Source organism: Streptomyces sp. NPDC096040 (assembly GCF_040303265.1).
GTDB lineage: Bacteria > Actinomycetota > Actinomycetes > Streptomycetales > Streptomycetaceae > Streptomyces.
The window spans coordinates 214,175-227,888 of sequence record NZ_JBEOTA010000008.1 but is presented as its reverse complement, the minus strand read 5'-3'; the positions used below and the strand labels follow the sequence as shown (position 1 = coordinate 227,888).

At 69.2% G+C, this 13,714-nt stretch carries 9 protein-coding genes; 1 reads left to right on the top strand and 8 read right to left on the bottom strand.

Features of this window, described 5'->3' with window-relative positions; all coding sequences use genetic code 11:
* Positions 1-130 precede the first annotated feature (130 nt).
* The 5 genes from ABTY98_RS13150 to ABTY98_RS13130 form a co-directional block, all read right to left on the bottom strand.
* Positions 131-1,939, bottom strand: coding sequence for a right-handed parallel beta-helix repeat-containing protein (locus ABTY98_RS13150; RefSeq protein ID WP_352220968.1), 1,809 nt, complete (start codon positions 1,937-1,939; stop codon positions 131-133).
* On the bottom strand, positions 1,936-3,165 hold the full coding sequence (locus ABTY98_RS13145) for a glycosyltransferase (protein WP_294011491.1): 1,230 nt from the start codon (positions 3,163-3,165) through the stop codon (positions 1,936-1,938). The genes ABTY98_RS13150 and ABTY98_RS13145 overlap by 4 nt, the downstream gene beginning before the upstream one ends.
* Before the next feature lie 167 nt (positions 3,166-3,332).
* Positions 3,333-4,220, bottom strand: coding sequence for a 2-dehydropantoate 2-reductase N-terminal domain-containing protein (locus ABTY98_RS13140; RefSeq protein ID WP_352220967.1), 888 nt, complete (start codon positions 4,218-4,220; stop codon positions 3,333-3,335).
* Between the two features lie 970 nt (positions 4,221-5,190).
* Positions 5,191-6,048: a fumarylacetoacetate hydrolase family protein gene (locus ABTY98_RS13135; RefSeq protein ID WP_352220966.1), complete on the bottom strand. Its 858-nt coding sequence runs from the start codon at positions 6,046-6,048 to the stop codon at positions 5,191-5,193.
* A gap of 129 nt (positions 6,049-6,177) precedes the next feature.
* Positions 6,178-6,705: a winged helix-turn-helix transcriptional regulator gene (locus ABTY98_RS13130; RefSeq protein ID WP_502994211.1), complete on the bottom strand. Its 528-nt coding sequence runs from the start codon at positions 6,703-6,705 to the stop codon at positions 6,178-6,180.
* 68 nt (positions 6,706-6,773) lie between these two features.
* On the opposite strand from ABTY98_RS13130, the gene ABTY98_RS13125 reads away from it, so the two are divergent.
* The gene (locus tag ABTY98_RS13125; RefSeq protein ID WP_352220964.1) at positions 6,774-8,210 is read left to right on the top strand and encodes an MFS transporter; all 1,437 of its coding nucleotides are present in this window, start codon (positions 6,774-6,776) and stop codon (positions 8,208-8,210) included.
* A 240-nt stretch (positions 8,211-8,450) separates the two neighbouring features.
* On the opposite strand, the gene ABTY98_RS13120 is transcribed toward ABTY98_RS13125, so the two are convergent.
* The 3 genes from ABTY98_RS13120 to ABTY98_RS13110 are packed head-to-tail and all read right to left on the bottom strand — an operon-like array spanning position 8,451 to position 13,708.
* The gene (locus ABTY98_RS13120; protein ID WP_352220963.1) at positions 8,451-8,858 is read right to left on the bottom strand and encodes an Imm50 family immunity protein; all 408 of its coding nucleotides are present in this window, start codon (positions 8,856-8,858) and stop codon (positions 8,451-8,453) included.
* On the bottom strand, positions 8,848-9,345 hold the full coding sequence (locus ABTY98_RS13115) for an Imm50 family immunity protein (RefSeq protein WP_352220962.1): 498 nt from the start codon (positions 9,343-9,345) through the stop codon (positions 8,848-8,850). The genes ABTY98_RS13120 and ABTY98_RS13115 overlap by 11 nt, the downstream gene beginning before the upstream one ends.
* Positions 9,335-13,708, bottom strand: coding sequence for a DUF6531 domain-containing protein (locus tag ABTY98_RS13110; protein ID WP_352220961.1), 4,374 nt, complete (start codon positions 13,706-13,708; stop codon positions 9,335-9,337). The genes ABTY98_RS13115 and ABTY98_RS13110 overlap by 11 nt, the downstream gene beginning before the upstream one ends.
* Positions 13,709-13,714 lie beyond the last annotated feature (6 nt).

Below are 13,714 nucleotides of genomic sequence, written 5' to 3'. Positions count from 1 at the left end.
GCCGAGGAAGAGCCGGGCGGGGCCGGGCGGGTCTGCGTCGGCGGGCGCGGCAGGAGCTTCGGCGGTTCGGGGGCGGGCGGGTGGCCCGGCGACCCGTGCCTCCCCGCCCCCGGGGCGGGCCGCCCCCGGGTCACGCGGTGTTGCGCACGTGGGCCGCAACCCGGGGCCGCGGTGTCCTGCGGTGGCGGACCTGGTGGATGGTCTGGAACAGAACGGCGAGGGTGAGGGCGACCAGCGCCGCGAACCCGAGCCAGGGGAACGGCGGCAGGGTCACCTCCGTGTGCCCGAGCCGCTTGATCGTGCCCTTCCCGGACAGGGCGGTGGGGGCCCTCACCCGCGAGTCCGTGATGCTGATCCACGCACCCGCGTCCGCCTCGATTCCCTTGCGCTCGGCGAGAATGTCCAGGCCCTCGGCGGCGGCGTGCACGCCGGTGGCCAGGTGCATTCCGCGCCGGGCATCGCTGACGGTCAGCTTCTCCAGCCGGGCGGAGGCGCCGAGGTCGACGGCCGTGAGGGCGCCGCTGACCGACCCCCCGCTGACCGTCAACCCCGTGGACGCCGAGGCCAGGCCCTTGCGGGAAACGCCGCTGATCCGGACGCCGGTCAGGACGACGCCTCTGGTGGCGTCGGAGGCGGTGACTCCGGCCCGGCCGCCGTGGACGACGACGGAGTTCAACGCGGCACCGCTCGCGTGCCCGTAGATCTTGACGCCGGTGCCGGCGCCGCTGACGGTGGTGCCGTCCACCCGGACGTCGGGCCCGCCGATCGCTATGCCCCGGTCGAAGCCGCTGATCGTGCCACCGGTGACGGTGGCACCGGCGATGTCCGCGGCGAGCGCCACCCCGGCGCCGTCCGCGCCGCCGGTGAGCCGGGCATCGCGTACGGTCACGCGGGCGCCCTGGCCGGAGACGCTGATCGCGGAGGACGCGCCGTCCACCACGGTTTTGTCGAGGGCGCAGGAGACGCAGGAGATCAGCCGGACACCGCCGCCGGCGTCGTGGTGCGATGCGGTTGCCGTGAGCGTCAGGCCGTGCTGGCCGGTGGCTTTGATACCGGTACCGTGGCTGTCACTGGTGGTGACGCCGGACAGACTGCGGCGGTCGGTGCCGCCGACCGTCACACCGTTGCCGCCGCTGCCCTCGACGGTCAGCCCGCGCACGGTGGTGCCCCGGTCGCCGTCCAGTACGACGCCGTCCTGGACGGCACCCTTGACGGTGACCTTGTCGAGTTGCACGCCGGTCGACCCGGTCAGTCGCAGGCCGGTGCGGTCGCCCTGGAACGTGGAACCGGTGGCGGATCCGGTGGCGGCCCGCCCCCAGGTGACCCCGGACTCCCGGGCCGGGGCGTCGGCGCCGCGGCCGAGGCCGGTCACTTCCGCGTCGTCGATCGTCATGCGACCCCCCGCACCCATGGCGAGGTACGGGCGTCCGGCCAGGTCCGCGGGGGCCGGGGCGGGCCCGTCCGCGGCCGCGGAGGCCAGGGTGACACCGTCGATGTCGAGGGTGGCCCGGCTGCCGCGGATCCAGGTGCCGGACGCGGCGGTCTTCCCGGCGGTCATCAGCACGGTGGGCGTGCGGCGGCCCATCTGCAGGGTGGTGCCGGGAGCGAGCAGCACGGCCGTGTTGATCCGCACGGTCTTGGACCGGCCCGCCTTCACCGGTGCGTAACCGATCCACTCCCCGCCCGCGTTGGCGGCCAGCCAGCTCAGCGGGAGCGGTCCGTACTGCGGGTACAGGCGTTTCACCACGGAGCCGTGACTGACCAGGGCGACGGTGCCGGGCCTGATCACCATGAGCCGGTCCGGGCGTCCGCTGCGCTGCCAGGCGGCGACGTCCGGGTCGCCCCCGGTGCCGCCTGCGGCGTGGGCGGCAGGCGCGACGGCGGCCAGCAGGGCGGCCGCGGCGAGGGCGGCGCGTGCGACGCGGGTGGCGTGTCTCATGCCGTGGCCTCCGCTCCGGCGGGCTGGGCGGTCCTGACGACGACGCCGTTCTCCACCGAGACCTGCCTGGTCAGCCAGCGCTGCTTGCGAATGGTGGCGAGCGCGCAGAGCTTGACGACCGCCATCATGAACGAGATCAGGACGAAGCCGGGCACCAGGAAGAACGACGAGGGCTTGCGCACCAGGTGCGGCAGGATCTTCATCGACCGGCTCACCCACCACCAGCCGGCCAGGCAGGCGACGAAGAACCAGTCGTGCCGGATGATCGCCCAGGTCATGAAGAAGGGCGAGAACAGCAGGGTGAAGCTGCTGACCCCCTTGTCGATCATGGTGTAGGCGAGGAAGGGGTGCCGCCAGACCCAGCGGCGTGACAGCGCCCTCAGGTCGGAGCGCCAGGTGTTGCGGGCCCAGCGGAGCCGCTGCTTGAGGAAGATCCGCAGCGTGCCGGGGAAGGTCGACCAGACGCGGGCGGAGCGCTGCATGTAGGTGAGGTGGCCGCGCTCCAGAATCAGAGTGGTCAGCCGCTTGTCGTCGCCCGACATGCAGGGGACGCCCAAGAACGTCTCCGCCATGAAGTCGTCGGATATCTCCAGCAGCAGTTCGCGCCGGTAGACGGCGGTGCGTCCGGACAGGCACGAGACGGCGCGGCCCATGACGGTCTGCGCCGCGTTCTCGTCGAAGTACCGGTAGTCCAGGTACATGTCGTTGACCCGCTGCAGGAACCCCTTGGGGTTGTACACGTTCTGCCGGGTCCCCACCCCGCCGATCCTGGGGTCGGCGAAGGGCTTGCAGACTTCCCGGGCGACGTTGTCCGCCCAGATGGTGTCCGAGTCGACCAGCGCCACCAGGTCGGCGGAGCATGCCTCCCACCCCTTGCGCAGGGCGTCGCGTTTGCCGGGCACGTCGGTGACGACGACGGTCACGGGATAGCGCGCCGCGATGTCCTGACAGGCCTTGTCGGTGACGTCGATGACCAGGACGACCTCGGCCACCTCGTTCGCCAGCCACGACTCGATCGCGTGGGCGAAGATCTCCGGATCCTCCTGGTACACCGGCACGACGATGCCGAGCGGGAGGAAGTGGTCGTTCTTCACGGGCTGGTAGAGAGCCGCGGGTGCCCGCCGCACGAGCCAGCAGGCCCAGCGGACCAGGCCGAGTATGCCCAACGGCAGGTAGACGAGGTAGTACCGGAAGTCCAGCAGGGTGGTGTCGAAGAGTCCGCTCATGGGCCTGTTCTCGTTGGGTCCACAGGTGTCTGACAGCCTCCGCCGTCGCGCCGGCCGTGCGGCGCGGCAGCGGAGAGAGATGCCCGGCGGCCGGGATCCGGCCCGGACCGGCCGGCCGACGGGGTGGGCCGGCGCGGAACCGTGTCGGGCTGCGCCGGCCGCCGGGCCTAGGCGGTCAGGGCCTCGGTCTCCAGTTCGGCCACCTCGGCGAGCTTGTCGTTCACGGTGACGACCGCTTTGAGCAGCGGCATGTCGACGCCGATCGACGCGGCGAGGCCGAGGAACCCCTGGGTGTCCTTCGGCAGGCAGACACCGCCGTACGGGGCGCCGCCCCGGATGCCGTAGTACGGGTTGTACGAGGCCTCCGCCGAGCGGGCCACGGTCTGGGCGATCGGGTCGAGGTCCAGACCGAGGTGCTGACCCACCAGCCACATCTCGTTCCAGAAGCTGATCTTCGTGGCGTTGTAGATGTTGTGGGCGCACTTGACGAACTCGGCCTCGGCGGGGTTCGAGAAGACGCGTGTCTCACCGCCGAAGGGCGCCAGCAACTCGGCCAGTCGCTCCCGGGTGCGTATGCTGCGCGAGGCGATGACGGTCATCCACGGGTGGCGGAAGTCCTCGACCGCGGTGGCCGCGCGGAGGAACTCCGGGTTACTGGCGAGCGAGAAGCCCTCGCCGGCGGTTTTCCCCGAGTGCTTCTCCAGCAGCGGCTGCACAAGGCCCTCGGCCGTACCCGGCGGGACCGTGGAGCGGACCACGACGATGTGCGTACCCGCGGCGTCGGCCAGCGCGTCGCCCACGGAGGCGGTGCCCGCCTCGAACGCGGACAGGTCGTAGCGGTGGCCGACGTTGGGCGTGGGCAGCGTGAGGAAGACGAACGCGTCCGGCTCGGCGCTGAGGTCGAGTTCGGCACGCGCGTCCAGCCCCTGGGAGCGCAGGTAGTCCAGGCGCTGCGGCGCCACGTCGATGAAGGTCACCTGGTGGCCGGCGTGGAGAAACCCCTTGCCAGTGGCTGTTCCGACGACTCCGGAACCGACGATGAAGATCCTGGCCATTTGAATCACTCTCCTGTTCGGATTCGGGTGCCTGCGGGCACGCCGAACACGGAAGCGGAATGCAGAGATTCGGCGACAGGGAAGGGAAAACACCATCCCGCGCGAAATACGGTGAAGAACAGCGCCGGCCGCGCGGCGAGCGCGATTGACGGTGAATTCACCGAAACGTTTCGGCATCGACACGCCTCCCCAGGCGTGCGGCCGGTGATGCGACGCCGCGAGACGGCGCCGCCGATGCCCCCCAAACCCCCTGTCAGTACTACGTCGAGCGACGAGACGCCCCCCTTGGTGCCCGTCGCTCGAATTCAGACAGTACGAAGTTATACACGGGATCTACACATCTGTGAGAGCGCGGCTGTTAATTGCCTGTGTCGGAAAAGTAAAGGCCATCCTCGTGCGAGCGCTCCGACGCATGCCGGATTCCACTTGACCGCCCACATCCCGACGACGATGAAAACGCTCTCATAGCGAACAGAAACATCGACAGGACAGCGCGCGATTACATGGCCTATACACATCTACGCACGGCCTTCACATCCGAGACCGCCCACGAGCGGCCCTCCGCCGACTCCGGACCGGCTGGTCAACCGAGGCGAGGAGGCCGACAGGGGCGCGCTTCGGCAGCGTCGGGCGGCCGGCGCGAGTGCGTTCAGCCATGCCGGGGCGGGGCGACGCCTCTTTGCAGACGAGGAACACCGCATGGCCGGGACGTCGTCGGCGACCGCATGCCGCCGCGGACCTGTCCTCAGTGGGCCACGCCGCCCGAGAGCGGTCCGTGGCGCACGTTCATGAACGGGACATGGCCGGTGGTCCACCGCCGTGCGCCCTCGACGGCCCGCATAGACGAGGCGGACAGCGGCGAGGTGAACAGCGCCTTGGACGGCCTCGACGCCGCCGGCTGTGCCGGTTCACCGGCGCTGGACTCTCCTTGTGTGAACCGGCCACCCCTGTATCGGGCGAGGGTGAGCTTTCAGGCGTCTTTGAACTCCTGCCGCTGCCGACCGAGCCCACCGATCTCCAGCTCCACCACATCCCCGGCCCGCAGGAACGGCTTCGGCTCGGGCGCTCCCAGCGCAACTCCCGCCGGAGTCCCGGTGTTGATGACATCACCCGGGTACAGCACCATGAACTGGCTGACGTACCGCACCACTTCGGCCACCGAGAAGATCTGCTCGGCCGTGGTCCCGTCCTGCTTCAGCTCGCCGTTCACCCAGAGCTTCAGCGACAGGTCCTGCGGGTCGCCGACCTCGTCGGCCGTCACCAGCCACGGCCCGAGCGGGTTGAACGTCTCGCAGTTCTTCCCTTTGTCCCAGGTGCCGCCCCGCTCGATCTGGAACTCCCGCTCGGACACGTCGTGCGCGACCGCGTACCCGGCGACGTAGGCCAGCGGGTCCTCGTCGTCGGCCACATAACGGGCCGTACGCCCGATGACCACCGCCAGCTCCACCTCCCAGTCGGTCTTCACCGACCCGCGCGGCACCAGCACGGTGTCGTTCGGCCCCACGACCGTGTCCGCGGCCTTGAAGAAGACGACCGGCTCGGCCGGCGGCTCGGCCCCCGTCTCGCGGGCGTGGTCGTGGTAGTTGAGCCCGATGCACACGACCTTCCCGATCCGCCCCAGCGGCGGCCCGATCCGCAGCCCGGTCGCGTCGAGCGCGGGCAGCTCCCCCGCCTCGGCGGCGGCCCGGACCCGCCCGAGCGCCGCGGCGTCGGCGAGCAGCGCCCCGTCGATGTCGTCGACGATCCCCGTCAGGTCCCGCAGGACACCCTCGGCGTCGAGCAGCGCGGGCCGCTCCGCCCCCGCCGTACCGACTCGCAGCAGCTTCATGGTCGTCACCATCTCCCTCGACAGCAGTCGCCCGACCGATGGGTGCAGCCATCGGAGGACTGGTCGATCCTCCAAGATGAACGTGCAGCGGGCAAGAGCCTGTTCATGTACTGGACCGTAGGCAGCCGCTCACACGTGATCCGTCTCCAGCGGCTCCAGGAGCCTCTTGGGCTTGAGGAGCGCCCTGCTGACCGGGTCCGCCGGGTCGGGGTCGAGTCCCGGCCCCGGTGTGATGAGAACGTCCGCGACGGGCACGGCGGTTCCGCAGGCGGGACATTCGCCGTACGAACCGAGTTCGGTCCCGCACTCCACGTGCCGGAAGTAGCGCAGCCGACGGTCCATGAGGTGCTCGCGCCCCCAGACGGCGAGGGAGCGCAGGACGGGCCAGAGCTCCGTGCCGCGCTCGGTGATGACGTACTCGTCCCGCGGCGGCGACTCCTGGTACCGGCGCTTCTCCAGGATCCCCTGCTCGGTGAGCGTCTTCAGGCGGGCCGACAGGACGGCGCGCGGGATGCCGAGATGGACGAGGAAGTCGTTGTAGCGCCGGATGCCGTAGAGCGCGTCGCGGACGACGAGCAGCGTCCAGCGCTCGCCGACGACCTCCAGCGCGCTGGCGATCGAGCACTCCTGCGTCGCGTACTCCTTGCCCAGTGCCATGGGGACCACCTTAGTCAGTTTCCCTACCGTGGGTTCAATGAACGAACCAACGGTGTTACGGTACTCCCATGAGTAGGTTCAATGAAAGAACCATCAAGCGTGCGAGCCCCGCACCCGCTCCGGACCTCGACCCCGCAGGCACTCCCGCCGGCACCTCCGCCGACGCCCAGGCCCGGAGCGGCCGTCCCACCCTGGCCCTCACCAGCGCCGCGACCGCCGTGGCCCTGATGACATACACCGCTCCGATGGTCACGCTCCCGGACACGGCCGCCGCCCTGCACACCCCCCTGTCCGCACAGGCCTGGCTGCTGAACGGCACCCCGCTCGGCCTCGCCGCCCTCCTCCTGGTGGCGGGCAGCCTGGCCGACGACTACGGCCGCCGCCGTATCTTCGTCGCCGGCACCCTCGCCCTCGGCCTGACCACCGCCCTCGGCGGCCTCACGACCACCACCTGGGCGTTCACCCTCGCCCGGGTGGCGCAGGGCGCGGCGAGCGCGGCGATCCTGGCGAGCAGCCTGGGCCTGCTGGTGGCCGCGTTCCCCAGCCCGCGCGGCCGGCTGCACGCGACGGGAGTGTGGGGCGCGTTCGTGAGCGGCGGCATCGCGCTCGGCCCGCTGGTCGCCGGGGCGATGCCCAACTGGCGGGTCGCCTACGCCGTGCTGGGCGCGGCCGCGCTGGTGGTGGGGGGACTGTCCTTCCGAGCACTGACCGAGTCCCGCTCACCGCGAGGCGGCCGCCCGGACGTGGCCGGAGCCTTGACCTTCGGCCTGGCCCTGGTGGCGCTGGTGGCGGCCCTGACCCTGGGCCGGGACGGCTGGCTGCGGGCACCGGTGGGCCTGCTGCTGGCGGCGACGGTGGTCCTGCTGGCGGTCTTCACTCTCATCGAGCGCCGCTTCTCGTCGACCCCGATGATCGACCTGTCCCTCCTCCGCAGCCCCCGCTTCCTGGCCTCCTCCGCCGGCGGCCTGTTCACGGGTCTGACGGTGATAGGCCTGTTCAGCTATCTGCCGGCGCTGCTCCAGCGGACGCTGGGGATGTCCGCGATGGACACGGCGTGGTTGATCCTGCTCTGGTCCGGCCTGTCCTTCACGGTGGCGCTCCAGGCGAAGCGCCTGGCGGGCCGGGTGTCACCACGTTGGCAACTGGCCGTCGGCTTCCTGCTGCACGCGGGCGGCGCACTGGCGATGCTGGGCGCGCTGGACGCGGGCTCGTGGCCGAGACTGCTGCCGGGCCTGGCCCTCGGCGGGGTGGGCAGCGGCCTCCTGAACGCCGCGCTCCCGCTCCTTGCGGTGGAGTCGGTCCCGCCCGCCCGGGCGGCGATGGGCTCGGGCGCCCAGCAGACGTTCCGCTACATCGGCTCCTGCGCGGGCGTGGCCCTGACCATCGCCCTGGCCACGTCGTCCGGCGCCGGCCTGACCCACGGCGCGGACGTGGCGATGGTGGTGTCGGCGGGGGTGGCGGCACTGGGGGCGCTGAGCGTGGTGGTGCTGCGGGAGCGGGCGTGAGGACCGCCGCGGGCCGACGGCTCGACGCCACCTGGCGAGCGGCTCGGGAGTGGGCGTGAAGGGCGCGGCACGACAGGCGATGCAGCCGCCGCAGAACCGTCAGCCAGGTGTCGCCGTGGTCCTCCCCGAAGATTCCGACAGCCGCGACCCACTGCCTTGTCGAGCAGGAAGCCATCGAGATCGTCGGCGAACGACCGAAGACCCGTGTTCGACCGACCCACCTCACGCGGCGTCCTGCCGTCAGGGGCTGTCTGAGGCGAGGTATGCACGTGTTCTGGCCAGACGGGCCATGGGAGCCCGGAATGTGATCCCGGATTCCTCCGTCCCCAAGACCACCTCGAAGAACCCACCGTCACGGACGGACAGATCAACCTGCCGCGCTTCTGAAGCCCCCCACCCCGTGACCCGAAGGTCGTCAACCCCGGTGAAAACCAGGTAGAACTCGAAGGCGTTGAACCCGTTGTTCTCCCACTCCGCCGGCGGGTGCACGGGAAGGTTCCTCGTAACGAAACCGAGAGTTGCCGAGTTTCCTCGTTCATCGATATGCACGTAGCACAGTTCGCACATGTCCGGGGAAGGCGGAACACCGTCGTACAGTTCCCCCAGATAATCTGAGGCCGCGAGGGTCCGCGTCCAGTCAGCGTTCATAAAACGTCTTCTCATCGCTTGGGGGGAGGGATGTATGACGCCGGGCATCGATCTTGCTCACGAACAGATGCCGCCCGTCGTCCGATCCGTCCTGCTGGATTTTGAACGCGCTCACATGACCGACCCGCACGGACTCGTTGCAGTCGAATCGAAGGGTCACCCCGCTACCGTCGGCGGTCACTCGCATGCGCCGCTTCCCGCCCCACGGCGCCAAGTCGATGGCGCCGACGACCGGCGGATCCCATTCGGTCAGGGACATGTTCTCCACAGCCAGAAACTGGAACTGACACTGCACCGTGTCCACACCCGCATCGATCCACTCCTGAGGTGCGGAGTCCGGAAACGACGGCAGGTCGACACGCAACGTCACCGTGGGCCCGCGCCAGTTCAGGTTGACCGAACGAATCCTGACATCGCCCATGATCGGGATACCTCCGTAGAGCGACTGGAGGACTTCCGGATTCACGAGAAATCCTTCAACGGTCATAGTAGTAGTGCTCCTCACAGCCGGGGACCTGGCCGTTTCGGGTGTCCTCGAACGGTCTCACGTGAACGTGCGGCCCCTGGTAACCGGGTTCACCGGGCTTCTGGTGTCCGAACCAGTGATCCTGGAAGACTATAAGGTCCTCTCCGTTGGGATGCTCGTAGACCTCTTCCGTGTAGAAGATGGGCTGGTAGTCGTCTCCTATCAGTTGTTTCGAGCCCTGCCATTCGGGCGTCGTGGCAGGGACATGGTTGTTGACTTCGAGAGGCTCGGCGCCCTCCGGAATGCCGGCGTCTCTCAATGCCTGCGCCTTTGCCTCCGCCAGAGTGCGCCCGACGGGTTCACCGCATCCAGGGGCGAGGCCAAGAGGGTCGATCCATGTGTGCGGGTTGTGCACGTAGGCGACCGGGTTGGGGGCGGGACGCAGACCGAGCGGGTCGGGCGTGAGATAACGGGCGGTTTCCGGGTCGTACGTACGGAAGTAGTTGTGGTGAAGGCCCGTTTCAGGGTCGTAGTACTGGCCTGGGAAACGGAGCGGCGTGTAGGCGGTTGCGTCCCTGTTCCAGGTAGTGGTGCCCCAGAGAGTCGCACGGGTGCGCCAGGCGATGTCGCCGGCTTCGCCGACAAGTTCGGTGGGCGTGCCGACGAGGTCGGTGACGATGGCGAAGAAGCGCTGGTCGACGACGCGTTGGGGAGAGTCCGCGGTGATGACGCGTTCCGTCTGGACCAAGGGGCGTCGGCCCTGGTGATCCCAGGTGAGGAAGACGCGGTGAGGGTGATTCGTGGCCCTGGTGGACTGTTCGCAGAGGGTGTGCCCGTCCCAGGTGAACAAGGTTTCCTCAAGGACGCTCTCACCATCGGCGGCGAGACGCTGTTTGGCGATGCGGCGGCCCAGCGGGTCGTACTGGTAGCGCCAGCGTGTGCCATCGGGAGTGATGACGGAGGTCAGACGGTCCTCGGCATCCCAGGTGTAGTGCCAGGTGTCGGGCTTGCGGGACAGGCGGGTCTTCTGACGCCGCACGATACGTCCTGCGGCGTCAGACTCGTAGCGGACGCCTCCGGCGCGGGTGATGCGAGTGCCGACGTAGCTACGCTGCCCCGTGGCCTCCTGTCCGGGGTGGTGGGCTGGCCAGCTCGCCATGGTCAAGTTGCCCGCGTCGTCGTAGGCGTAGGACTCGGTCCAGTTCTCCGCTTGTACAGCAGTCACACGACCGGCGGCGTCGAGATCGAAGCGCCGGGTACCGTTCAGCCGGTCATCGAGCCCGATCAGTGAGCCATCCGCGCGGTAGGTGAAGGCACGGCGCTGAATCAGATCTGCGTTTGCGAGTACGTTCTGCGTGGTGAGGCGGCCCTGCGAGTCGAACGTGTGGGCCATGGTGACCGTCTCACCAAAGCGGCAGGCTATTTCCCGGCCGGCTTCGTCTCGGTCGAAGCCGATCGAGTGCCCTGTCGCGGTGAGTTCGGCCGGGCGGCCCGCCGCGTCGTAACTCCACGCACTGGTCGTTCCTCCCGGCGTGGTGCGCCCGGTCCTGCGTCCCAGGGCGTCGTATGCGTAACTGAGTGTGCGGCCGTCAACAGTCTCGGACCTGCGGACGCCCCGCTCGTCGAGTTCCAGCGAGAGCGTGGCATCCGGGCCGACGGCGCTGACAAGGCGGCCTGAAGGAGCGTAGCCAAAACTCGTGACCTCCCCATCCGCGTCTTTACGGATCATCTGTCCGAGAGAGTTGCGCTCGTAGCGCACCGTCTCGCCGAGGGCGTTCGTACGGCTGCTCACGCGGCCAACTGCATCGAGGGTGTAGGTCCGGATGCGGCCGTCAAAGTCGGTTTCGGAGAGAAGGCGACCGGCGGAGTCGTACTGGTAACTCCAGTTCAGCCCCATCGGATTGATGACCCGGACCAGACGTAGCTCCGTGTCGTGAACGAACTCGTGGCGCACCCCGTCCGGGCCGGTGCGTGCGGCGACAAGGTCGAAGTGCGTGTACTCGAACGAGGTGACAGCCCCGACTGGATCGGTGTGGCTGACGCAGTTGCCTTCACCGTCGTACGACCACGACTCGACGGCACCGTCCGGGTTCGTACGACGGAGCGGTCGGCCTTCGACTGTCCATTCCAGTCGGCTTGTCGCGCCTGCCGCGTCGGTGATGGAGACCGGACGACCGAAGACGTCCCGCTCATAGCGGGTAACCGCACCCAGGGAATCCGTGACCTCCAGGAGCAGTCCGGCACCATTGCGGCGAAGGCTCGTGGTGTGCCCGAGTGCGTCGGTGACGGAGACCAGACGCCCGGCCTTGTCGTAGGCGAAGCGTGTGACCGCACCCGCGGGGTCTGTCACAGCAGTACGGTTACCTCGCTCGTCGTACTCCTGTCGCCAGACTGCGCCGCCCGGCACCGTCACTGCGCTCGGCTGTCCCAACTGGTTGTACTCGGTCCTGGCGTTGTGACCATCGGGGCGCGTAATGGCGACAATGCGCCCGTTCTCGTCGTGGTCGTAGCGGGTGGTGTGGCCGAGTGGATCAGTGACAGCCGTCAGCTGTTGATCATCGCCCCATTCCCGCACGGTCACATTGCCGAGCGGATCCGTCTCCCGGATCAGGCGCAATGCCTCGTTGTGCTCGTAGACACGGGTGTGGCCGAGGGAGTCAGTCACGCGGGTGGTGGGGGTGGTCGCGTCGTAGGTGAGCGTCGAGGCCAGCGCGTCGCCGGTGCCGCCAGTGGCGCTCACGCGGCCGCGTTCGTCGTAGGCGTACCAGTACGCGGTGTCGTTCCGGTCGGTCCAAGAGGTGACGCGGCCCTCGGCATCATAGGTGTACCGCATCGGCAGGCCCGAGGAGTTGGTCTCCTCCGTCAGGCGGCCTTGTTCGTCGTAGCCGAAGGTGAGCAGGGTGGTGCCGGGGCGGTCCGGGTGTGCGGGGTCGAGCAGGCGCAGGCCGGTGATGCGGGCGAGAGCCGGGTGGCGGTCGAGGGCGATGTGGTAGCCGCCGGAGTGAACGACCACAGCGGGGATGTCGCCCTGGGCATAGACGACGGTGACGCGGTTGCCGTTGCGGTCCTGAATGTGCTGCAACGGCAGATCCACGGCCTCCTCGCCGTCCGCCGCGACCGGGGAGTGGAAGACGTGGATCAGGCCGCTGTCCGGGTCGGTGACGCGGACAGCGCCGTCCACCTCAGCGTCCCAGGACAGGGTCAGACGGGAACCAGGGGTCAGCGGCCGGACCGGGTCGCCGGTCTCGGGGTCCAACCGAGGGAAGCACAGGCGGGCGCCGTCCGCCGCCGCGTACACGAACCCCTCGTCGTCGGCCTGCACACGCTGGTCGAGAGTGGAGGCCCAACTCGGTCCGAACCAGCCGCCGAAGCGGTACGAGGATATGTGCGTACGCTCCAGGATCAGCGGAAGCACACCAGGCAGGGACACGTCGGTGCGGGTCAGGGCCATGTCACCGGTGGCCACGTCGATCGGGTCTCGCACAAACGTCTTGATCATGTTGCGAACCGAGGCTGGCAGCTTGTTGAAGCCCGGGTTGAGCTTCAGCCGCTCGAAGTCGGCGCAGTCCAGGTTGAACAGCTTGCTGAGCTTGTTCAGCTCGCCCGGCTTGAGCGCCTTCAGTCCCTTGCCGAGCGCCTTGCCCAGCACCCCGAACCCGACGCCCGTCAGCGCGCCCTCGGCGAGGATGCCGGCCAGCTTCTCCGGGTCCTTGAACGCGCCCGGATCCTCCAGCAGCGTGGTGAACGCGGAGAACGTCGCGCCCTCCTTGGCCAGCTTGGCCACCTCGGCGACCGCCCGGATCTCCTTCAGCGCCTTCAGCGCCCGCTCCACCCCCCGGATGACCTCCATGATCCCGCGCACGGCGGTCCCGAGGGCGGTGCCCTCCTCCTCGATCCGCCCGACCAGTGCCAGCACCTTCAGCGCCCGCTCTCCGGCCATCAGCGTGGACGCCACCTCCGAGGCGCCCGCGGTCAGCACCGACAGCGCGAGGCCCGCGATCTCGAACTCGACTATCTCCGCGAGCATCACGCCGATCTCGGACAGCAACTCATGCGCCTTGTCCGCGAAGTCGTCCAGCGCCTTGGCGCCCTCGCGCAGCGCGTGCGCCATCTCCGTGGCCTGCTTACGGGCCGCCTTGGAGCGCTTGTCGAACGCCTTGGCGGTCTTGCCCTCCCACTCCACGCCCCGCAGCGCGCGCTCGGCGGCGGTGGCCGCGTCGTCCAGTCCCGAGGCCAGGCTCCGCCACTTCTTCGCGATCTCCCGCACCCCGTCCGGGTCCACCGCCGGATCCGAGATGCCCAGGAACTCAAGGCCACTGGCGACCGAGTCGCCGAACATGTGGTTGAACTTGTTGATGTAGTGGAAGGGGTTGAGGTCGACCACGCCCGG